We start from the raw sequence: 20,317 nt of genomic DNA, 5'->3' as shown, positions 1-20,317 counted from the left end.
TATAGACGCCCTCCGATGGCAGCCCCGGGGCACCCCCGGCACAATGCCCGTCACATTTACCGCAGACGAAAGAAGAGCCATGAGCAAGGACAAAAGCGATTTCGGATTGATCGGCCTGGCCGTGATGGGCCAGAACCTGGTGCTGAACGTGGAAAGCCGCGGCTTCCAGGTCAGTGTGTACAACCGCACCCAAGCCACCACCGAAGCCTTCGTGGCGGAGAACCCCGGCAAGAAGCTGGTCGGCGCCAGGACGCTCGAGGAGTTTGTGCAGAGCCTCGCCCGGCCGCGCAAGATCCAGATCATGGTGAAGGCCGGCGCACCGGTCGACCAGGTCATCGAGCAGCTGATTCCGCTGCTCGACAAGGACGACATCGTCATCGACGGCGGCAACAGCCTCTACACCGACACCGAACGCCGCGACGCCTACCTCCAAGCCAAGGGCCTGCGCTTCATCGGTGCGGGCGTGTCGGGCGGCGAAGAAGGCGCGCGCAAGGGTCCGTCGATCATGCCGGGCGGGCCGCTTTCCACCTGGGAAGTGATGAAGCCGATTTTCGAGAGCATTGCGGCCAAGGTGGACGGCGAGCCCTGCGTGATCCACATCGGCCCCGGCGGCGCGGGCCACTACGTGAAGATGGTGCACAACGGCATCGAGTACGGCGACATGCAGCTGATCTGCGAGGCCTACAGCCTGTTCAAGGCCGCAGGCTTCACCACCGACGAGATGGCCGCCATCTTCAACGAATGGAACGAGGGCGAGCTGCAGAGCTACCTGATCCAGATCACCGCCAAGGCGCTGGAGCAGAAAGACCCGGAAACCGGCCAGCCGATCGTCGATCTCATCCTCGACAAGGCCGGCCAGAAGGGCACAGGCCAGTGGACGCTCCTCAACGCGGCCGAGAACGCGGTGGTCATCAGCACCATCAACGCCGCGGTCGAGGCGCGCGTGCTGTCGTCGCAGAAAAAAGCGCGGGTGGCGGCCAGCAAGGTGTTGCAGGGGCCGAAGATCGAGCTCTCGCTCGACAAGAAGGCGCTGGTGGCCAAGGTGCACGACGCGCTCTATGCGTCGAAGGTCATCAGCTACACGCAGGGCTTCGACCTCGTCCAGACCATGGGCGAGAAGAAGGAGTGGAAGCTCGACCTCGGCCGCATCGCGGCCATCTGGCGCGGCGGCTGCATCATTCGCGCCCGCTTCCTGAACCGCATCACCGACGCCTACCGCACCGACCCCGCCCTCGGCAACCTCATGCTCGACCCCTTCTTCAAGGACCTGCTCAACCGCACGCAGCAGAACTGGCGCGAAGTGGTGGCGCTGGCAGTGAGCAATGGCATTCCGGTGCCGGCGTTCAGCGCCTCGCTGGCCTACTACGACAGCTACCGCACGGAGCGCTTGCCGGCCAACCTGCTGCAGGCGCAGCGCGACTTCTTCGGTGCCCACACGTACGAGCGCGTCGACAAGCCCGAAGGCCAGTTCTTCCACACCGACTGGCCTGAAGTCATCGGCTGATCCAAGGGCTTGCCGCCGGCGCGGCTTACCAAGCGGCGCTCATCACGCCCTGCTCGGCGGCGATCCAGTCGCGCACCGGCGGCGGCAGCGCATGCGCTGGCGGCACCAGCCCCATGGCGGCGTACGACTCGAGGTTGGACACCAGCCCGCCGTGTCCCACCGCGGCGCCCTTCATGTAGCCGGCGGCGCAGACCTTGTCGTCCTTGACGAACTCGAAGCGCATGTAGTTCCATTGCTGGTCGGTCGCGTCGAGCCGGAAACGCAGCGTGTACACGTCGAAGGGGTTCAGGCCGCGCCGGTAGCTGATGAGCGAACCGCCCGACATCGGCCGCCAGCCCTGGCGCAGCATGGTGGCGGCAAAGCCGGTGCGCACGAAGTATTCGACCAGCATCAGGTCGATGATCGTCAGGTAGCGGCCGTTGTTCATGTGGCCGTTGATGTCGAGGTCATTGGGCAGCACGCGCAGCCGCCGCTCCAGCGTGTCGCCCGGAGCCAGGCGCGGTGCGCGCCAGGCCCGCAGCAGGGTCATCAGCAGGCGGAGGTAGAGGTTCATGGCGCGACTAGAATTGGTTCGACAATGAACAGTATATGTTCAATACTGAACGATATCGAATGGCCACCGCAAAACCCCCGAAGTCCGGAAAACCCGACAGAGCTCCCTCGTCGCCCCACGGCACGCTCGCCTGGCTGGCGGTGGTGCGGGCCTACAACCTCTGCGATGCGGTCATGACCTCGCGGCTCGCTGCCATCGGGCTGCGCGTCGGCGAACACGAGGTGCTGGCCACCATCGCCACCACGCCGGGCATCACGCAGCAGGCGCTCGCGGCGCGCTGCTTCGTCGCCAAGAGCGGCGTCAGCATGCTGCTCACGCAGATGGAAGCCAGGGGCTGGGTGCGGCGCGAAAGCGACAGCGCCGATGCGCGCATCCGGCGGCTCACGCTCACGCCTGACGGCATGGCCATGGCACAGAAGGGCCTGGCGGTCCAGGCCGAGTTGGTCACGGCGATGGTGGCGCCGGCCACCGAGGAAGAGCTGAAAACAGTCGCCGACACGATGGACCGCGTGTCCGTGGTGCTCGAGGCGCTGCGCGCCGGCAGCAAGGACTAATCGGCGGGCAGCCAGGCCTTCACCTGCGCGACCAACTGGCCCAATGGCGCGGTCGCATCGAGCGCGAGCACACCCGGCTCGCCGACCGGTGATTCGAGCGTCGCGAACTGGTTGGCGACCAGGCTCGCCGGAAACGTGTGCTCGCCCGCACCGGCCCGCGCGGCCACGCGGCTTTCGGCTTCGGCGCGCTCGATCTCCATGAACACGAAGCGCAGTCCCGGCACGCCCGCGCGCAACTGGTCCCGGTAGCTCTGCTTGAGCGCCGAACAGGTGAGCACCGCACCCTGCGACGCATTGGCCAACGTATGCGCCAGCGTCGCGAGCCAGCCGGCGCGGTCGGCGTCGGTCAGCGCGATGCCTCGGCTCATCTTCTCGACGTTGGCCGGCGGGTGGTAGTCGTCGCCCTCGATCAGCGGCAGCCCGAACCCGACCGCCAGCGCAGCCCCGAGGCTGGATTTGCCGCAGCCCGAAACCCCCATCACGACCAGCCATACCCCGTTCATAGATACCTTTTCTGGCGCAACCACGGGGCATTCCCCGTGCATCGGCCGAACTTGAATCTACTTCCAAATCGACCTCTTCATGAGGCAAAACTTTTTCCGCCGAAAGCAGGGAGTTCCGATGGCGAACGGCATCGGCATTGACCGGCCCTAGAACAGGATGCCCTGCCCCGCCGCGCCAGGTGGCCGGAACGCACTGAGGTCGAGCGCAATGCGCTCGCGGTTGAAGCCGATGCGGTTCGCCGCCTTCTCGAAGCGCTGGCGAATCAGGTCGGCCCACAACCCGGAGCCCTTCATGCGCGTGGCAAAGTCAGCGTCGTAGTCCTTGCCGCCGCGCATCTCGTGGATGCGGGCCATGATGCGGTCCGCGCGCTGCGGGTAGTGCAGCTGGAGCCATTCCTTGAAGAGCGGCGCCACCTCCCACGGCAGCCGGATGACGGTGTAGAAGGCACTGCGCGCACCGGCCTCCCATGCGGCCTCGAGCACCTGTTCCATGTCTTCGTTGACGAAGGGAATCTGCGGCGCCACGCTCACCCCCACCGGCACGCCCGCCTCGGCCAACGTGCGGATGGTGCGCAGCCGCCGGTGCGGCGCGGCGGCGCGCGGCTCCAGCTTGCGGGCCAGTTCGCCGTCGAGCGTGGTCACGGTGATGTACACGGCGGCCAGGTGCTCGGCGGCCATGGGTGCGATCAGGTCGAGGTCGCGCTCCACCGCGCTCGATTTGGTGACCAGCGCAAACGGATGCCGTGTTTCCTTCAGCAGCTCGATCACCGAACGGGTGAGCCGCAGCTCGCGTTCGATCGGTTGGTAGCAGTCGGTGGCGGTGCCGATGGCGACGTGGCTCGGCTTGTAGCTCTTGCGGTCGAGTTCGCTGCGCAGCACCTCCACGATGTTGCGCTTGGCGATGAGCTTGGTTTCGAAGTCGAGCCCCGGCGAGAGATTGAGATAGCTGTGCGTGGGCCGGGCAAAGCAGTAGATGCAGCCATGCTCGCAACCGCGGTACGGGTTGAGCGAACGATCGAAGGAAATATCGGGGGAGTCGTTTTCGTTCAGCACCGACTTCACGTCCTCGAAGCGCACCTCGGTGGCGAGCGGCGGCAGCTCTTCGGCTTCGGCAGCGCCTTCTTCGAGCGTGCCCCAGCCGTCGTCGAAAGCGTTGCGCTCGTCGCGCGAAAAACGGTGCGCCAGGCGCGTGGCGGCGCCGCGGCCCTTGATGGCGTGGATGGGAATGTGGGCGGCGGGCATGGCAGATCCTTTCTCTTTGAATACTGTTTATTTGTACAGTATTCCAATTGCACCTGCCGAGCAAACGAATTTTCATTTCTCTCTTGACAGAAATTTCTAAAATCCTAGACTTCGAGGCATGGAACTCACCGACATCCAACGCAAGTTCGTTCTCCACTGGGGGGAAATGGGCTCGATGTGGGGCGTCAACCGCACGGTCTCGCAAATCCATGCGCTGCTGTTCGCACGCGGCAAGCCCATGCACGCGGAAGAACTCTCCGAGACGCTTGGCGTGGCCCGCTCCAACGTGAGCAACAGCCTGAAAGAACTGCAGGCGTGGAACCTGGTGCGCGTCACCCACATCCTGGGCGACCGGCGCGACTATTTCGAGACCAGTGTCGACGTGTGGGAACTGTTCCGCACCGTGGTGCGCGAGCGCAAGGAGCGCGAATTCGACCCCACCATCCGCGTGCTGCGCGAGATCGTCTCCAGCCCCGACTTCCTGAAGGAGCCGGCCGATGCGCAAGACCGCATCCGCTCCACCATGGACCTGATGAGCAAGCTCGCCACCTGGGCCGACGAGATGCTGCGGCTCTCGCCCGGCACACTCGACAAGGTGCTGACGCTCGGCGCCAGCGTGCAGAAGTTCGTTCGCGGGGATGCCCCGGCGCCGACGACTCCGGCCTCGAAGAAGGACGACGACGACCCCGACGCCCATCACGCCAGCCTGCCCATGATCTGAGTCCTTTTTTTTGCCTGATTATTTCTGTTTTGACAGAAACAACGAAAAACCCAACATGCACCTCACCGCCGCCTACCCGCTCACCGTGTATTTCGACGCCACCTGCATCCTCTGCACGGCGGAAATGAGCGCAATGAAGACGCGGGATTCAGCCGCCCGGCTGGAACTCGTCGACTGCTCGCCCCCCGGGTTCGATGCCGGGCCGGCGCCGCGCGAGGCCTTGATGACGGCCATCCACGTGGTCGACGCGGCGGGCCGGGTGTTCGTCGGCGTTCCCGCCATCCGGGCTTGCCGCGATGCCGTCGGGTTGCCGAGTGGCAGCTTCCTGCTCGACCTGCCATGGGTCGCGCCGTTCGCCGACCGCGCCTATGGCGTGCTTGCGCGCAACCGCTACCGGCTGCCGCGCTGGCTGGTGGCCCTGCTTGCCGGCAAGGCGGCGCGGTCGTCCCGCACCTGCGCCAGCGGCAACTGCCGGATCTGAAAAAAGGAGCTTTCATGCCGAATGTCTTCCAGCCCGATTTCCGCGTGCCTCGAATGGCCGGTGCGGCCGACGCGCCCTCGCCCGAAACCGCGCAGCCCATCACCAAGGCCGACACGCAGGACTATTTCACCGAGGTGGCGGACGACTACCGCGCCTGGAGCCCCAGCTACAACATGCACTTCGGCTTCTGGCGGCTCGGGCTGAACCCGCTGCGGCGCGAAGGCATGCTGGTGGAAATGAACCGCGCGGTCGGCCGCGCGCTGAAGCTCGACGAGCCCCGGTCCACGCAGGAGGCGCCGCAACGCCGCTGCGTGATCGACCTCGGCTGCGGCGCCGGCGCCACCGCACGCACGCTGGTGGGCGACAACCCTTCGCTGTATGCCGTCACGGTCACCAACGTGCCGGTGCAGAACAGCATCGCCGTGCGGCTCGACGCGGGTGCCGGCGTGGCCGACCGCATGGCGCACATCGAGGCCGACTACACGCGCACCGGCCTGCCCACCGCAAAGGCCGACGGCGCCTGGGCCGTGGAAAGCGCCTGCTACGCCAGCGGCACGTCCAAGGCCGATTTCGTGCGCGAGGCGGCCCGCCTGCTGAAGCCGGGTGCGCGGCTTGCGGTGGTCGACGGCTTCCTGCTGCGGCAACGGCCGGGCCGGCTTGCCGGCTGGCTGCACCGCCTGTGGGCCGACAGCTGGGCCGTGCCCACGCTGGCCGTGCGCGGCGATTTCGTCGAGGCGCTGCGCCACCACGGATTCGAAGATATCGAGGTGCAGTCGCTGCGATGGCGCGTGGCGCCCAGCGCGCTGCACATTCCGGCGCTTGCCACGCGCTTTGCGCTGGCCGAACTCTGGAAGGCGCGCGGCAGGCTGAGCCCCTGGCGCCGCAAGCACATCGTGGCCAGTTATTGCGCGCTGGTGCTGGGCTTTTTCTGGCGCGACTTCGACTACTGCATGGTGACTGCGAAGCGCAGCGGCTGAACGCCTGTCGGATCCAGAACAACACACGAGGAGAAGAAACTTTCATGAGCACCGAACCCGCCGAAGCCAGCCCCCGGGAACTGGCACCCATCGAGGCCGACGCCGCGCAGATGCGCGACATGCCCGTGCGCCGCATGCCCTTCGCATGGTTCTGGCCGCTGATCGTCGGCGCCGCGGCAGCGCTGGTGCTTCGCATCGCCTTCAGCGGCCTGCCGGGCCAGCGCTTCTCGGCCATGCTGGGCTCCTTCATCTATCTTGCGCCCGCGGTGTGCGGCGCTGTCACGGTCTACATGGCCGAGCGCATCGAGCGGCGCAGCTGGGGCTACTACATCTGGGCGCCGTGGGTCTCGACCGCGTTGTTCGTCGTCGGCACGCTGCTGGTGTTCATCGAAGGGATGATCTGCGCCGTCGTCATCGTGCCCCTGTTCAGCGTCATGGGGAGCCTCGGCGGCCTCGCGATGGGCATCGTCTGCCGCATCACCAATTGGCCCAAGCCTGCGCTCTACGGCTTCGCGGTGCTGCCGCTGGCGCTGGGTGCGGTCGAGCCGCACTGGCCCAACCCGGAACAGATCTCGAACACCTCGCGCACGCTCTTCATCGCCGCGCCTGCCGAGCGCGTATGGCATGAACTCAACGAAGTGCGTGACATCCGGCCGAGCGAAGTCGGCGATGCCTGGGCCTATCGCATCGGGGTGCCGATGCCGGTGGGCGCCCTGACCGAAGACACCGCCGAAGGCCGCGTGCGCAAGGTGCAGTGGCAGAAGGACGTGCACTTCGAGGAGGTCATCACCGAGTGGCAGCCGCTGCAGCGCGTGAGCTGGCGCTACCGCTTTTCGCCCGATTCCTTTCCCGCTGGCGCGCTGGACGACCACGTGGTGATCGGCGGCCACTATTTCGACCTGCGCGATTCGGCCTACACGCTCACGCCGCGCGAGGGCGGCACGGAGCTTCGCATCGATGTTTCCTGGCGCGTGAGCACGCGCTTCAACTGGTATGCCGACCGCGTGGCGCAGTTTCTGCTGGGCGACTTCTCCGAGCACATCCTGCGCTTCTACAAGGCGCGCAGCGAAACCGCCGTGGCGGCCGCATGAAGGACATGCGCCCCGTCTTCCAGCAGGCGCTCGGCCCGGGCTGGGAGCAGTTGGGCGACGTGATCCGCCGGCACTACACCATGGCCCCGTTCTCGAATGCCCACGTGTGCGTGCGCGGCACGATGGACGAGGTGCACCATGCGCCCTGGGCGCGCGTGCTGATGCCCTTCGGCCGCCTGTTCGGTGCGCTCGTTCCCTACACCGGCACCCGTGTCCCCATCGAAGTGCACTACCGCTGCCGGCCCGGCGACGCGCTCCTGTACTGGGACCGCGTCTTCAGCTTCGAGGGCCGCGCGCCGTTCCACTTTCGCTCACACATGGCGCGCGCGCCAGCGGGCGGCGGCGAGGTGATCGAGTACGTGCGATTCGGCCTCGGCATGCGCCTGGCGGTGAGCGCGGAAGAAGGCGCGCTGGTGTTTCGCGACCTCGGCTACGTCTGGCGCCTGGGCCGGCTGCACCTGCCGCTGCCGCTCGGCCTGTTGATGGGAACCGCCTACGTCGAGGAGCGGCCCGACCCGGACGACGCCGACCGCTTCACCATGAAGATGGTGCTGCGCCACCGCTGGTTCGGCGACGTGTTCCGCTACAGCGGGCGCTTCCGGTTGGGTTCACAATGACCGCATCATGCCGCGCCGCCCCGAGAACCTCTATCCGCAATACCACGCCCACGTCTACTTCGGCCCCGCCACGGTGGCGCAGGCCAGGCAGCTGTGCGAGCAGGCGGGCCGGGAGCTGATGGTGGTGGTCGGGCGGGTGCACGAGCGGCTGGTCGGCCCGCACACGCATTGGAGCTGCCAACTGGCCTTCGACGCCGCCGAGTTCGACCAGGTCATCGAATGGCTCGAGGCCCATCGCGACGGCCTCGACATCTTCGTGCACGGCGTCACGGGCGACGACTTTGCCGACCACACGGCGCATGCCATGTGGCTCGGCGAGGAAAGCCCGCTCGACCTGCGGATGTTCCGGCACTAGCCGGCACCCCACGCGGGCAGGTCAGAACTCCGCATCCAGCTCGTCGATTTCCTCGGGCTCTTCCTTCGCGGCGGCCACCCACTCCTTCATGGCGGGCAAGTCCATCACGCGCTTGCAGTACGCGGCGCAGGCGCTGTCCAGCGGCACGTCGTAGCTCAGGAAGCGCGTGACCACCGGCGCATACATGGCATCGGCCATGCCCGGCTGCTTGCCGAAGAGAAAGGGCCCGCCGTAGGTCTTCAGGCATTCGCGCCAGATGGCGACGATGCGGTCGATGTCGGCCTGCGCGCGCGACCAGATCTTGAAGCCGCGGAACTGAGCCTTGATGTTCATCGGCAATGCGCCGCGCATGGAGGCGAAGCCCGAATGCATCTCGCCGCAGATGGCGCGGCAGTGCGCGCGGGCCTGGATGTCGGCCGGCAGCAGCGCGCCCTTGGGCTTGATCTCGTTCAGGTATTCGCCGATGGCCAGCGTGTCCCACACCTTGACATTGCCGTGCTGCAGCGAGGGCACCAGCATCGACGAAGAGAGCAGCAGCATCTCGGCCTTCATGGCCGGGTCGTCGGGCGGGATGATCTTTTCGCTGAAGTCGAGTCCGGCCAGCCTGCACATCAGCCAGCCCCGCAACGCCCAGGCGCCGTAGTTCCTGCTGCTGATCGTGAGAACGGGTTTGGCCATCGTGGATCTCCTTGACGGTGCTTGCTGCCGGTTGGCTCCCATGGCCGTGCAAGGCCTGTGCCACCGCTTGGCCCGCAACTTGCCTGTACTACTTTCATGTTGTACCGGGCCTACCAGAACCAAGCCGACCTGCTCTCGCCCTCCCGGCTCGCAGCCCAGTACCTCGGCCAGGCGCTTTGGAAGGACGGCACCGAACGCACCATGTTGCGGCGCATGGCCGCACAGTTCGACGTGCTTTCGCGCATGCGGCTGACCCATTCGCGCCCCGACTACGCCATTGCCAGCGTGCCGGTCGACGGCGTGGAAACCGTGGTGCACGAAGAGATAACGCTGGTTTCGCCCTTCGGCACCCTGCTGCATTTCCGCAAGGACACGCAGGCCGTGCATCCGCCCGTGCTGCTGGTTGCACCACTGTCGGGCCATTTCGCGACGCTGCTGCGCGAAACCGTGCGCACCCTGCTGCGCGACCACGACGTCTACCTGACCGATTGGCACAACGCGCGCGACGTGCCGCTGTGGCATGGCGGCTTCAGCCTCGACGACTATACGCTGCAGGTCATCCGGTTCCTCGAAGCCATCGGCCCGGGCGTGCACATGGTCGCGGTCTGCCAGCCCTGCGTGGCCGCGCTGGCCGCCACGGCGCTGATGGCCGAAGACGACAACCCCGCCACGCCGCGCAGCCTCACGCTCATGGCCGGCCCGGTCGATTGCCGCGTCAACCCCACCGGCGTGAACGAGCTCGCGAACAGCAAGCCCATCGAGTGGTTTCGCCGCAACCTCATCAGCCACGTGCCGTGGCCCCATGCCGGCATGATGCGGCGCGTGTACCCCGGCTTCCTGCAGCTCTCGGCCTTCCTGAGCATGAACCCCGAGCGCCACAAGAAGCAGTTCCAGGACATGGTCCACCACCTGGTCGAGGGCGACATCGAGAAGGCCCGCACCATCGGCCTCTTCTACGACGAATACCTGGCGGTGAACGACCTGCCGGCCGAGTTCTACCTGGAGACGGTGGAGCGCGTGTTCCAGACCTACGACCTTCCGCGCGGCGTGCTCACCGTGGGCAACCGCACGGTGAACCCCGCGGCCATCCGCCGCACCGCGCTGCTCACGGTGGAAGGCGAGCGCGACGACATCTGCTCGGTCGGGCAGACGGTGGCGGCGCAAGACCTCTGCACCGGCATCCGGCCGTACCTCAAGGTTCATCATCTCCAAGCCGGCGTGGGGCATTACGGCGTTTTCAGCGGCAGCAAGTGGAACGCGCAGATCTATCCGCGCGTGCGCGAAACCATCCACGCCGCGGCCGAGCTGTACTGAACCTGCTGTCCGGCGTCAGCGCCGGCTGCGCTTTCCCTTCGCCGCCACACGCCGCACCGCGGCCTCACCGGCCTGCGGGAGCCGTTCGCGCAAGAAAGCAATCAGCTCCTGCGCCACCACGTTGCGCATCGGCCCCGGCAGGTAGGCCAGTACCACGCGCCGCTCGACACGCGGCTTCAGCAGCGGCAGCACCACCAGCTCGGGGTCGCGCAGCGACGAGGTATAAAGCCGCGGCATCAGTCCCAGCGCCTGGCCGCTGCGCACCAGCGCATAGAGCGTTTCGGAATAGCTCACGCGATAGGGCTCGGCCCCCTGTTCGAACTGCGCGCGCGCCGGGTTGCCGAGTGCCGGCATGCTGCCGCTTTCGAACAGCACCAGCCGCTCCTTGCCGATGGCCTCCCAGCTCGTGTCTGCAGCCGCGGCCAGCGCATGGTCGCGACGCACCACCAGCACCAGCGGATCGCGGAACAGGTCGATGCAGGCCAGGCCGCCCGGCGGCTCGGTGATCGCAGCCACCGCCATGTCGAGCTGGCCGCTGCGCAGTTCGGCCAGCAGGATGGTGGAAGGCGCGTCGCGCCAGGCGATCTCGACCTCGCGATCGCCGGCCTCCAGAAACTCGCTGGCCGCGGCCGTCACGCGCGCGCTGGCCGACGGGATCACGCCCACGCGCACGAAAGCCCGCCCGCGCTGCACCGTGCTTTCGATGTCGCGCAGCGCCACCTCGAAGGTGTTGACCAGGAAATCGGTGCGCGCAAGCACTTCGGCGCCCACGGAGGTGAGCTGCAGGCGATGGGTGGAACGGGTCAGCAGTTCGGCGCCGAGCAGTTTTTCCATTTGCTTGATGGCGTTGCTCAGGGCGGGCTGGGTAATGGCCAGCCGGCGCGCCGCGCGGCCGAAGTGCCCTTCTTCCACCAGCACCGAGAAGAACTGAAGCTGGCGCAAGGTGAGCGCCCGAAGCGGCAAGGAAGCCATGGCGATCCCGTTATCGATTCAATGAATCAAATTATAGAAATTCAAAATTTTGCTTATGGCGTTCCGCTCCCTAGACTGGCAGGCATGACCAGCTCCGCCCCACCGCCCCTCACGCTGGAATCCATGCTGCATGGGATTCCGAAGGTGGAGCTGCACTGCCACCTGTTCGGCACGGTGCGCCACGAAACCTTCAAGCAACTCAACCGTCGCGCCGGTTCGCCGCTTGCGGCCGAGGAAATCGAAGGCTTCTATACGCGCGGGGAAAAACCGGTCGGCGTGCTGCGCGTGCTGCGCGCGCTCGACGCGCAGCTGGTGCGCAGCGCCGATGACCTCTATCAGCTGACCCGCGAATACCTGGAAGACGCGGCGGCCCACAACGTGCGCTACGCCGAGTTCTTCTGGAACCCGACCGGCACCGTGCACGGCTCCGGCATTTCGTATCCGATGGCGCAAAGCGCGATCGTCCGCGCGATCCATGACGCACAGCGGGAGTTCGGCATCACGGGCCGGCTCATTGCCGCCATCGACCGCGAGGCGAGCCCCGAGGCCGCCGTGGAGATGGTGGAGTGGGTCAAGGCCCACCGCTGCGACGAGGTGATCGGCATCGGCATCGACTACCGCGAGGTCGACCGGCCGCCCGAACTGTTCGTAGAGGCCTATGCCGAGGCCCGGCGCGCGGGGCTCAAGGCCACCGCGCACGCGGGCGAGTTCGGCATGCCGTGGACCAACGTGCGCACCGCGCTCGACGTGCTGCAGGTGGACCGCATCGACCACGGCTACACCGTGGTCGACCAGCCCGACTTCGCGCGCCAGTGCGCCGAGCGCGGCGTGATCTTTACCGTGGTGCCCACCAACTCGTACTACCTGCGCACCCTGCCGCCCGAGCGCTGGGCGCTCGACCACCCCATTCGCCGCATGCCCGCCCTGGGCCTGCGTATCCACCCCAACACCGACGACCCGACGCTGCACAAGGTCACGCCCACAGAGGCCTGGCTGATGATGGCGCGCGACTTCGGCTTCGGGCTGGACGACCTGCGCGGCTTCATGCACAACGGGCTCGACGGCGCATGGATCGACGACACGCAGCGCCGCGCATGGCGCACGCAGTGGAGCCACGAGTTCGACGCGCTGCGCGCGCGCCTTGCGCCATAGCCCCATCCCGCCCACCAGGAATGACCCACGCCATGAACCGCTCCCGCCGCCTTCTTCTTGCCGCCACCCTCTGTTCGGCACTGCCTGCCGCGGCGCTCGCGCAGAGTGCATGGCCCGCCGCCAGGCCGATCACGCTGATCGTTCCCTACACCGCGGGCGGCAGCGTGGACGTCAACGCCCGCCTCGTCGCCACGCGGCTGGGCGAACGGCTGAAGCAGTCGGTGGTCATCGAGAACGTGAGCGGCGCGGGCGGCGCCATCGGCGTGGCCAAGGCCGTGAACGCCTCGCCGGACGGCTACACGCTGGTGGTCGGACCCGACAGCGCCATCGCCATCGGCCGGCTGGTCAACCCCTCGGCCTTCAAGTTCGATCCGCTCAAGGAACTGGCCCCGGTCGGCATGCTCAACACCGCGCCGATGGTGCTGGTGGCACGGCCCGGCCTCGAGGCCCAGACCTATGCCGACTTCGTGAAACTCGCCAAGGCCAAGCCCGGCGCCTACAACTACGCCACCTCGGGCGTGGGCACGGTGCTGCAATTGGCCATGGAGCTTCTCAAGCAGCGCAGCGGCATCTTCGTGACCCACGTGCCCTACCGCGGCGGCGCCCAGATTGCCACCGACGTGATCGGCAACCAGGTCGATCTGGCCATGCTGGTCAGCACCAGCGCCATTCCGCACGTGAACGGCAACCGCCTGAAGGCGCTGGGCATTACCGGCAGCCAGCGCCTCGCCGCCCTGCCCAACGTGCCCACCTTCAACGAGATGCCCGGCCTCAAGGGTTACGACATGGTGAGCTGGACCGGCATCTTCGCCCCCGCCAGGACCCCGCCAGCGATCGTGGCCCGCCTCAACCAGGAGCTGAACGCGGTGCTCGCCGAGGAACAGGTGCGCAGCAAGCTCAACGAACAAGGCGCCCTGCCCGGCAGCGGCACGCCCGAGCAATTCGGCCAGTTCGTCCAGGCCGAATACGCCCGGAATCAGAAGATCGTGCAGTCGGCCAATATCAAGGAATAAGCCAGGCGCCCAGCGCAGGGGCGGTAGTTACTGTTCTTCAGGCCAGTCGCGGATATACGCTTTCAGCATCTTGTTCTCGAAGTTCTGGCTGTCCACCACCGCCTTGGCCACGTCGTAGAAACTGATCACGCCCATCAGCATGCGCTTGTCCATCACGGGCATGTAGCGCGCATGGCGCTCCAGCATGATGCGGCGGATCTCGTCGAGGTCGGTTTCGAGCGTGCAGGTCACGGGCGCGTCGTCCATGGCCTTGCGCACCTGCATGCCGCCTACCTGACCGCCGTTGCCGACAATGGCCAGGATCACTTCCCTGAAGGTGAGCATGCCGACCAGGTCGCCGTGTTCCATGACCACCAGGGAGCCAATGTCCTTTTCCGCCATGGTGTTGACGGCTTCGGCCAGCAGGTCGTCAGGCGTGATGGTGAAGAGCGTGTTGCCCTTGACGCGAAGGATGTCGCTGACTTTCATCGTGTGCTCCTCTCGGAAATCGTTCTCGGCGGCGTGCCGATTTGAATATAGCCCACAATCGGCGCCGACTCTCACGCCCATGATGCGCGCGCATGATTAGCAGACGTAACGGGGCATTGCGAACGAACCCAGAAAGGTCCTCATGCCCGGCTATTCCGACCCCGGATTCGACACCCTCGCGCTGCACGCCGGCGCCGCACCCGACCCCGCCACCGGCGCGCGGGCGGTGCCGATCCACCTCACCACCTCTTTCGTCTTCGAGTCGAGCGACCACGCGGCGGCGCTCTTCAACCTCGAACGCGCGGGCCATGTCTACTCGCGCATCAGCAACCCGACCAACGCGGTGCTCGAGCAGCGCGTCTCGGCGCTCGAAGGCGGCATCGGCGCCATCGCCACCGCTAGCGGCCAGGCCGCGCTTCACCTGTCGATCGCCACGCTCATGGGTGCTGGCTCCCACATCGTGGCGAGCACCGCGCTCTACGGCGGCTCGCAGAACCTGCTGCACTACACGATGCGGCGCTTCGGCATCGACACCACGTTCGTGAAGCCCGGCGACCTGGATGGCTGGAAGGCCGCGATCCGGCCCGAAACCAAGCTGCTGTTCGGCGAAACCGTGGGCAACCCCGGGCTCGACGTGCTCGACATTCCGGCGGTGAGCGACATCGCGCACGCGGCGGGCGTCCCGCTGCTGGTCGATTCCACGCTGACCTCGCCCTACCTCATCAAGCCCTTCGACCACGGTGCCGACCTGGTCTACCACTCGGCGACCAAGTTCCTCTCGGGCCACGGCACGGTGATTGGCGGCGTGGTGGTCGACGGCGGCAGCTTCGACTGGGAGAAATCGGGAAAATTCGCCGAGCTCACGCAGGCCTACGACGGCTTCCACAACATGGTCTTCAGCGAGGAAAGCACGGTCGGCGCGTTCTTGCTGCGCGCCCGGCGCGAAGGGCTGCGCGACTTCGGCGCGTCGATGAGCCCCCACACGGCGTGGCTGATCTTGCAGGGTATCGAGACGCTGCCGCTGCGCATGGAACGGCATATCGACAACACGCAGAAGGTGGTCGAATTCCTTGTGAGCCACCCGTTCGTGTCGCGCGTGGGTCACCCGCTGATCGAATCGCATCCGAGCCATGCACTAGCCCAGAAGCTGCTGCGCCATGGCGCACGCGGCGCCGGCGCGGTGTTCAGCTTCGACATCAAGGGCAGCCGCGCGCAGGGCAAGGCTTTCATCGAGGCGCTGAAGCTCTTCAGCCACCTGGCCAATGTGGGCGATTGCCGCAGCCTGGTGATCCACCCGGCCAGCACCACGCACTTCCGCATGACCGACGAGGCGCTGGCGGGTGCGGGCATTTCCCAAGGGACGATCCGGCTTTCCATCGGGCTGGAAGACCCGGCGGACCTGATCGACGACCTGAAGCGTGCGCTGAAGGCTGCGGAAAAGGCGGGGGTCTAGGAATGAACGCTTGTTTCTTTGTTCGTCGTGTCGAGTTTGGCGCGTTGTGTTCGGGGCGCGATCCCGCCGACGGGGTACCTTGCTCCGCGAATGTCCTCCGGCCTGCGGCCTCCCCCTTTATTTCGCTGCGCAAGGCACCCCATCAGCGTGCTCGTTATGCAGAGCGGTCGTTGATCAGGCGGAACAACCGCAGCGCCTGGTGTGCACAGGGCGCCGGGTGCACCCCGCAGCGAAACAAAGGAGGAGCTGCGGGAGCCGAAGGCGGGGGACATTCGCGGAGGGGAGTACCCGGTAGCCTGTGCACGCGCCCTGAACAACAGCGACGCATCTCAGGACGGAGCAACTGACATGAACTACAAAGTCAACGGCCACACCACCTACTGCTACACCGGCGGCAAAACTTTCGATGCAACCAAGCCGACCGTGGTTTTCATCCACGGCGTGCTCAATGACCACAGCGTGTGGATCCTGCAGAGCCGCTGGTTCGCCAACCACGGCTGGAACGTGCTCGCGCTCGACCTGCCCGGCCACTGCAAGAGCGAAGGCCCACCACCCGCCAGCGTGGAAGACGCCGCGCAGTTCGTCATCGCGCTGCTCGACGCGGCCGGCGTGCAGAAGGCCGCGCTCGTGGGCCACAGCTTCGGCTCGCTGATTGCGCTCGAGGCCGCTTCACGCGCGCCCGAACGGGTGACCCATCTGGCGTTGGTGGGCACCGCCTATCCGATGACCGTGTCGCCCGCGCTGCTCGATGGTGCGCTCAACGATCCGCAACGCGCCATCGCGATGGTCAACACCTTCTCGCATTCGCTGCTCGCGCCGCCGCCCTCGGCGCTTGGCCCGGGCACCTGGCTCTACGGCAGTTCGCGCGCGCTGATGCGCCGCGTGCTCGCGAGCAACCGCGACGTCAACGTCTTTCACGTCGGCTTCAAGGCCTGCAACGACTACGCCAATGGCGAAAAAGCGATCGAGGCCGTGCAGTGCCCCGTGCTTTTCCTGCTTGGCGATGCCGACCAGATGACGCCACCGCGCGCCACCAAGGCGCTGGTCGGCAAGGCGAAGAAGGCCAAGGTGGTGACCGTGCATGCGGGCCACTCGCTGATGAACGAGGCCCCCGACGAAGTGCTGTTCGCGCTGCGCGACTTCGTCGGAACGCCTGCCTGAGCCAATCGCCGGCTACTCCGCCGCGATCCCCGCGCGATGCGCCAGCGCGCGGTAGCGCGAAATCTCGCCCTCCATCTGGCTGCGGAACGCCGCGCCGCCGATGGCGACGGGCTCCATGCCCTGCGCGCGCAGCTGCGCCTGCAGGGCCGGGCTGCCCATCGTGGCCGTGACCGCGCGGGCCAGCTTGTCGAGCACCGGTGCCGGCGTGCGCGCCGGCGCGGCAAAGCCGTACCAGGCATCGAAGGTGGCATCGGGCAGCCCCTGCTCGGCCAGAGTGCGCACCTCGGGCAGCATGCTGGACCGCGTCGCGCCCACGATACCCAGCGCGCGCAGCTTGCCTGAGCGCACGTGCGGTGCCACGGCGGCCACAGTGTCCAGGCCGATTTCGATCTCTCCGCCGATCACCGCCATCGAACCCTGGCTGCTGCCCTTGTACGGAATGTCCTGCAGTTGGATGCCCGCGGCCAGCGCAAACAGCTCGCCCGCCAGGTGCGGCCCCGAGCCGGAGCCGAAGGTGGCGTAGCGGATGCTCTTCGGCTTGGCCTTGGCGGCGGCGATGAGCTCGGGCAGCGAGCGCCACGGCGTGCCGGCGCCCACCACCAGCACCAGCGGCGTGCGCGCGACGATGGCAATGGGCGCCAGGTCGCGCACCGGGTCGTACGGCAGCCTGGCGCGCAGCGCGGGATTCACGCTGTAGCTGGTGGAGCCCGAGAGCAGCAGCGTGTAGCCGTCGGGCGCGGCCTTGGCGACCGCGTCGGTGCCGATGATGGTGGCGGCACCGGGCTTGTTGTCGATGACCACCGGTTGGCCGAGCCGCTCCGACAGGCCCTGGCCCATGGCGCGCGCGACGATGTCGGTGCCGCCGCCGGGCGGAAATGGCACGACCAGCTTCACGGGCCTGTCGGGCCAGGTGTCCTGCGCAAGCGCGGGAGCATTGGGGAAGGCGATGAGGGCCGAAGCGCAAGCCAGCAGGCCGCCAAGGCGTTGGAAGAGAGCAGTTTTCATGGGTTCGGTCCAGGAAGAGAAATCAGGCGGCGGCGTGCTGCGTTTTTCCGGCGGCCCAGGGAGCCAGCCCCGGCTCCCCCAGGTCCCAGTAGAGGCCGGCCATGATCTGCAGGCCCTCGCGCGCCAGCGGCGCCAGCAGGTGTTCGTTGGGCGCGTGTTGGGCGCAGGCCGGGTACGAATGCGGCACCCACAGCGTGGGCAGGCCCAGCAGGTCGGCAAAGACATCGTTGGGCAGCGAGCCCGCGAGGTTGGGCAGCAGGTCGACGCGCTGGCCGCTGCTCTCTTCGATGGAGCGCCGGGCCCAGTCGACCCACGGGTTCTCCACGTCGAGCCGCGTCGCCGCGCCTTCGAGCGTGACCTGCACTTCCACCTGGCCGAAGCCGTGCGCATCGAGATGCGCACGCACGAGCTTCGCCAGATCGCGCCACGGCGTTCCGACCACGAAGCGCAGCTGGCAATGCGCCACCGCCTCGGACGGAATCGCATTCACCGGCCGCTGCGGCGAGCCGGCGCCGAGCGCGAGCACCTCGATGGTGTTCCACGCCACCAGCCGCTCGGCCGGGCGGAGGCCCGGCTCGCCCCAACCCTCGTCGAGCGCGGGATCGTCGGCACCGCCGCCGATGGCGATGTCGGCCAGCGCCTCGCGCACGCCCTGCGGAATTTCAGGCGGCCGCAAGGCCTCGACCAGGATGCGCCCGCGCGCATCCACCAGCGATGCCACGGCGTGGCTCAGCACCGTGGCCGGATTGGCCAGCACGCCGCCCCAGTTGCCCGAGTGGTAGCCCCGCGCCCGGGCACGCAACCGCAAGCTGAAGTTGACGGCACCTCGCGAGCCGAGGAACAGCGTCGGCCGCGCGGCGCTCACGCGCGGCCCGTCGCTGGCGATGAACAGGTCGGCACGCAGCCTGTCGCGCTGCTGCTCGCACACCGCATGAAGGCCCGGCGACGCGGCCTCTTCGCCGGTCTCGATGAGCCAGGTGATGTTGTAGCCCAGGCGCCCGCCCCGCGCGCGCAGCGTGGCCGCCAGTCCGCCGAGCGCAATGGTGTGCTGGCCCTTGTTGTCGGCGGTGCCGCGCCCGTACCAGCGGTCGCCGCGCACGGTGAGCGCCCAGGGCCCGAGCCCTTCGTCCCACTGCGCATCCTGCCCGCTCACCACGTCGCCGTGGCCATAGCTCAGCACGGTGGGCAGTGCAGGGTCTTCGATGCGGCGCGCGATCAGGAAGGGCCCGCCGCCGGCCACGGGGTTCTCGACGATTTCGCACGCGAAACCCAGCGCGGCCAGCGGCGGCACCAGCTCATCGCGCAGGTAGGCGCCGAGCGCGGGCGTGGCGGCGCCGGTATCGCTCTCGGTCCGAAAGGCGACGCGCCGCTTCAGGTCGGCAAAGAAGCTGCCGTCGTCGAAATAGGCGGCGGCAGCGGCAAGGCTTTCGGTACGTTGCATGAAGGGATTTCCTGTTTCCATCGGGTGCAGCAAGTACAAGGCCTGAAGGGCAATGCTTCCAGCACCGTTTTTGCAAGCTACCATTGCCTTCAAGGCAACGCTTGAATGGTCATGACACCACCGCTCCTCAGCATTCCGATGCGCCATTTCCTGGAAGTGGCACGCAGCGGCTCGGTCAGCCAGGCGGCGGCGCGGCTGTTCGTGGCTTCGTCGGCGGTCAGCCGCCAGATCGCCAAGCTCGAAGACAGCCTGGGCACGCCGCTGTTCGAGCGCCACGCCAGGGGCATGGCGCTCACCGCGGCGGGCGAGCGGCTCGCGGCGCACTTGCGCAATGCCCAGCTCGACATCGAGCAAGTCATCGAGCAGGTGCGCGACCTCGGCGGCCGCAGCGCGCACCGCATCCGCATGGCGTGCACCGAAGGGTTCGCGGCGCACTTCATGCCGCAGGTCATGCGCAGCTTCGAGTCGGCGCATCCGGGCACGCAGCTCGAACTCCACGTGGGCTCGCCCGACGGCGTGAGCGCGTTGCTTGCGCGCGGCGAGGCCGACATCGCGCTGAAGTACGTCGTTGCGCCGGAGCCCGGACTGAAGATCGAGCACTCGGCCAATGCGCCGGTGTTTGCCGTGCTGCGCCCCGACCATCCGCTGGCGCGGCAGCGCGTGGTGTCGGTGGCGGACGCCGTGCGCTATCCGCTGGCCGTGGGCGACAAGGGCGTGACCGCGCGGCAGCTTTTCGACCAAGCATGCAGCCTGCAGGGGCTGCAGTACCGCGCGATCTTCGTGAGCAACTTTTCATCCGTGCTGCTGCCGCTCTTGCGCACGCCGGACGTGATGCTTTCGGGGCACCTCACGGTCACGCACCTCATCGATGCGGGCACGGTGGTGGCACGCCCGTTTGCCGAGGCGCCGCTGCAGCAGCGGCAACTGCAGGTGCTGGCGCTCGAAGGCCGCACGCTCACGCCGCTGGCGCAAGAGTTCGTACAACACCTGGTGCATGCCATTGCCAGCGCGGGCAGGCGCAAGCTGGGCCGCGCGCGTTCCAGCGCGGCCGAGGCCGCGTGA

The 20,317-nt window shown here is 67.4% G+C and carries 22 protein-coding genes; 14 read left to right on the top strand and 8 right to left on the bottom strand.

What is annotated here, in order from left to right; genetic code table 11:
• Positions 1–79 precede the first annotated feature (79 nt).
• Positions 80–1,504 (top strand): decarboxylating NADP(+)-dependent phosphogluconate dehydrogenase, encoded by a 1,425-nt coding sequence (gene gnd / locus ACJ7Z0_RS24420; protein ID WP_434791900.1) that lies wholly within the window; start codon positions 80–82, stop codon positions 1,502–1,504.
• Positions 1,505–1,529: 25 nt separating this feature from the next.
• On the opposite strand, the gene ACJ7Z0_RS24415 is transcribed toward gnd, so the two are convergent.
• Positions 1,530–2,057 (bottom strand): thioesterase family protein, encoded by a 528-nt coding sequence (locus ACJ7Z0_RS24415; RefSeq protein ID WP_434791899.1) that lies wholly within the window; start codon positions 2,055–2,057, stop codon positions 1,530–1,532.
• Positions 2,058–2,116: 59 nt separating this feature from the next.
• On the opposite strand from ACJ7Z0_RS24415, the gene ACJ7Z0_RS24410 reads away from it, so the two are divergent.
• Positions 2,117–2,611, top strand: a complete 495-nt coding sequence (locus ACJ7Z0_RS24410) for a MarR family winged helix-turn-helix transcriptional regulator (protein WP_434791898.1) — start codon at positions 2,117–2,119, stop codon at positions 2,609–2,611.
• Here the strand turns inward: ACJ7Z0_RS24410 and ACJ7Z0_RS24405 are convergent.
• Together ACJ7Z0_RS24405 and ACJ7Z0_RS24400 are read right to left on the bottom strand one after the other, a co-directional pair.
• Positions 2,608–3,114, bottom strand: coding sequence for a gluconokinase (locus tag ACJ7Z0_RS24405; protein ID WP_434791897.1), 507 nt, complete (start codon positions 3,112–3,114; stop codon positions 2,608–2,610). The two genes, ACJ7Z0_RS24410 and ACJ7Z0_RS24405, sit on opposite strands and share 4 nt — an antisense overlap.
• Before the next feature lie 147 nt (positions 3,115–3,261).
• On the bottom strand, positions 3,262–4,356 hold the full coding sequence (locus ACJ7Z0_RS24400; RefSeq protein WP_434791896.1) for a PA0069 family radical SAM protein: 1,095 nt from the start codon (positions 4,354–4,356) through the stop codon (positions 3,262–3,264).
• Positions 4,357–4,474: 118 nt separating this feature from the next.
• On the opposite strand from ACJ7Z0_RS24400, the gene ACJ7Z0_RS24395 reads away from it, so the two are divergent.
• From ACJ7Z0_RS24395 to ACJ7Z0_RS24370, 6 genes are read left to right on the top strand one after another with little or no spacing between them, the layout of a single operon-like run.
• Complete coding sequence (locus ACJ7Z0_RS24395) at positions 4,475–5,077, top strand: GbsR/MarR family transcriptional regulator (RefSeq protein WP_055799832.1); 603 nt, start codon at positions 4,475–4,477, stop codon at positions 5,075–5,077.
• Between the two features lie 55 nt (positions 5,078–5,132).
• Positions 5,133–5,558 carry a thiol-disulfide oxidoreductase DCC family protein gene (locus ACJ7Z0_RS24390; protein WP_434791895.1) on the top strand — a complete coding sequence of 142 codons (426 nt, stop codon included), beginning with the start codon at positions 5,133–5,135 and terminating at the stop codon, positions 5,556–5,558.
• A gap of 14 nt (positions 5,559–5,572) precedes the next feature.
• Positions 5,573–6,535, top strand: coding sequence for an SAM-dependent methyltransferase (locus ACJ7Z0_RS24385; protein WP_434791894.1), 963 nt, complete (start codon positions 5,573–5,575; stop codon positions 6,533–6,535).
• A 44-nt stretch (positions 6,536–6,579) separates the two neighbouring features.
• Positions 6,580–7,626 carry an SRPBCC domain-containing protein gene (locus ACJ7Z0_RS24380; RefSeq protein WP_434791893.1) on the top strand — a complete coding sequence of 349 codons (1,047 nt, stop codon included), beginning with the start codon at positions 6,580–6,582 and terminating at the stop codon, positions 7,624–7,626.
• Positions 7,623–8,243, top strand: a complete 621-nt coding sequence (locus tag ACJ7Z0_RS24375; protein WP_434791892.1) for a DUF4166 domain-containing protein — start codon at positions 7,623–7,625, stop codon at positions 8,241–8,243. Before ACJ7Z0_RS24380 ends, ACJ7Z0_RS24375 begins: the two co-directional genes overlap by 4 nt.
• A 7-nt stretch (positions 8,244–8,250) precedes the next feature.
• Positions 8,251–8,598, top strand: a complete 348-nt coding sequence (locus ACJ7Z0_RS24370) for a DOPA 4,5-dioxygenase family protein (protein WP_434791891.1) — start codon at positions 8,251–8,253, stop codon at positions 8,596–8,598.
• A 21-nt stretch (positions 8,599–8,619) separates the two neighbouring features.
• Here ACJ7Z0_RS24370 and ACJ7Z0_RS24365 read toward each other — a convergent pair whose 3' ends face one another.
• Complete coding sequence (locus ACJ7Z0_RS24365; RefSeq protein ID WP_434791890.1) at positions 8,620–9,276, bottom strand: glutathione S-transferase; 657 nt, start codon at positions 9,274–9,276, stop codon at positions 8,620–8,622.
• A 96-nt stretch (positions 9,277–9,372) separates the two neighbouring features.
• Between ACJ7Z0_RS24365 and ACJ7Z0_RS24360 the strand changes: the two genes are divergently transcribed.
• Complete coding sequence (locus ACJ7Z0_RS24360; protein WP_434791889.1) at positions 9,373–10,590, top strand: polyhydroxyalkanoate depolymerase; 1,218 nt, start codon at positions 9,373–9,375, stop codon at positions 10,588–10,590.
• Between the two features lie 15 nt (positions 10,591–10,605).
• Here the strand turns inward: ACJ7Z0_RS24360 and ACJ7Z0_RS24355 are convergent, their stop codons facing one another.
• The gene (locus tag ACJ7Z0_RS24355; RefSeq protein WP_434791888.1) at positions 10,606–11,562 is read right to left on the bottom strand and encodes a LysR family transcriptional regulator; all 957 of its coding nucleotides are present in this window, start codon (positions 11,560–11,562) and stop codon (positions 10,606–10,608) included.
• An 84-nt stretch (positions 11,563–11,646) separates the two neighbouring features.
• Between ACJ7Z0_RS24355 and add the strand changes: the two genes are divergently transcribed.
• Both add and ACJ7Z0_RS24345 read left to right on the top strand, forming a co-directional pair.
• Positions 11,647–12,714 carry an adenosine deaminase gene (gene add, locus ACJ7Z0_RS24350; protein WP_434791887.1) on the top strand — a complete coding sequence of 356 codons (1,068 nt, stop codon included), beginning with the start codon at positions 11,647–11,649 and terminating at the stop codon, positions 12,712–12,714.
• A gap of 32 nt (positions 12,715–12,746) precedes the next feature.
• A complete protein-coding gene (locus ACJ7Z0_RS24345; protein ID WP_434791886.1) occupies positions 12,747–13,727 on the top strand; it encodes a Bug family tripartite tricarboxylate transporter substrate binding protein in 981 nt (326 codons plus the stop codon).
• Between the two features lie 27 nt (positions 13,728–13,754).
• On the opposite strand, the gene ACJ7Z0_RS24340 is transcribed toward ACJ7Z0_RS24345, so the two are convergent.
• Complete coding sequence (locus tag ACJ7Z0_RS24340) at positions 13,755–14,195, bottom strand: CBS domain-containing protein (RefSeq protein ID WP_434791885.1); 441 nt, start codon at positions 14,193–14,195, stop codon at positions 13,755–13,757.
• A 142-nt stretch (positions 14,196–14,337) separates the two neighbouring features.
• On the opposite strand from ACJ7Z0_RS24340, the gene ACJ7Z0_RS24335 reads away from it, so the two are divergent.
• Both ACJ7Z0_RS24335 and ACJ7Z0_RS24330 read left to right on the top strand, forming a co-directional pair.
• Complete coding sequence (locus ACJ7Z0_RS24335; RefSeq protein WP_431123111.1) at positions 14,338–15,648, top strand: O-acetylhomoserine aminocarboxypropyltransferase; 1,311 nt, start codon at positions 14,338–14,340, stop codon at positions 15,646–15,648.
• 348 nt (positions 15,649–15,996) lie between these two features.
• Positions 15,997–16,809: an alpha/beta fold hydrolase gene (locus ACJ7Z0_RS24330; RefSeq protein ID WP_434791884.1), complete on the top strand. Its 813-nt coding sequence runs from the start codon at positions 15,997–15,999 to the stop codon at positions 16,807–16,809.
• Between the two features lie 12 nt (positions 16,810–16,821).
• Here the strand turns inward: ACJ7Z0_RS24330 and ACJ7Z0_RS24325 are convergent, their stop codons facing one another.
• Positions 16,822–17,814 carry a Bug family tripartite tricarboxylate transporter substrate binding protein gene (locus ACJ7Z0_RS24325; protein WP_434791883.1) on the bottom strand — a complete coding sequence of 331 codons (993 nt, stop codon included), beginning with the start codon at positions 17,812–17,814 and terminating at the stop codon, positions 16,822–16,824.
• A 22-nt stretch (positions 17,815–17,836) separates the two neighbouring features.
• Positions 17,837–19,255 (bottom strand): M20 family metallopeptidase, encoded by a 1,419-nt coding sequence (locus ACJ7Z0_RS24320; RefSeq protein ID WP_434791882.1) that lies wholly within the window; start codon positions 19,253–19,255, stop codon positions 17,837–17,839.
• 111 nt (positions 19,256–19,366) lie between these two features.
• Between ACJ7Z0_RS24320 and ACJ7Z0_RS24315 the strand changes: the two genes are divergently transcribed.
• Positions 19,367–20,317, top strand: coding sequence for a LysR family transcriptional regulator (locus tag ACJ7Z0_RS24315; RefSeq protein WP_434791881.1), 951 nt, complete (start codon positions 19,367–19,369; stop codon positions 20,315–20,317).

The sequence above is a fragment of the Variovorax palleresanus genome, assembly GCF_051144945.1.
Taxonomy (GTDB): Bacteria; Pseudomonadota; Gammaproteobacteria; order Burkholderiales; family Burkholderiaceae_C; genus Variovorax; species Variovorax paradoxus_S.
This window is presented reverse-complemented; position numbering and strand designations above follow the sequence as displayed.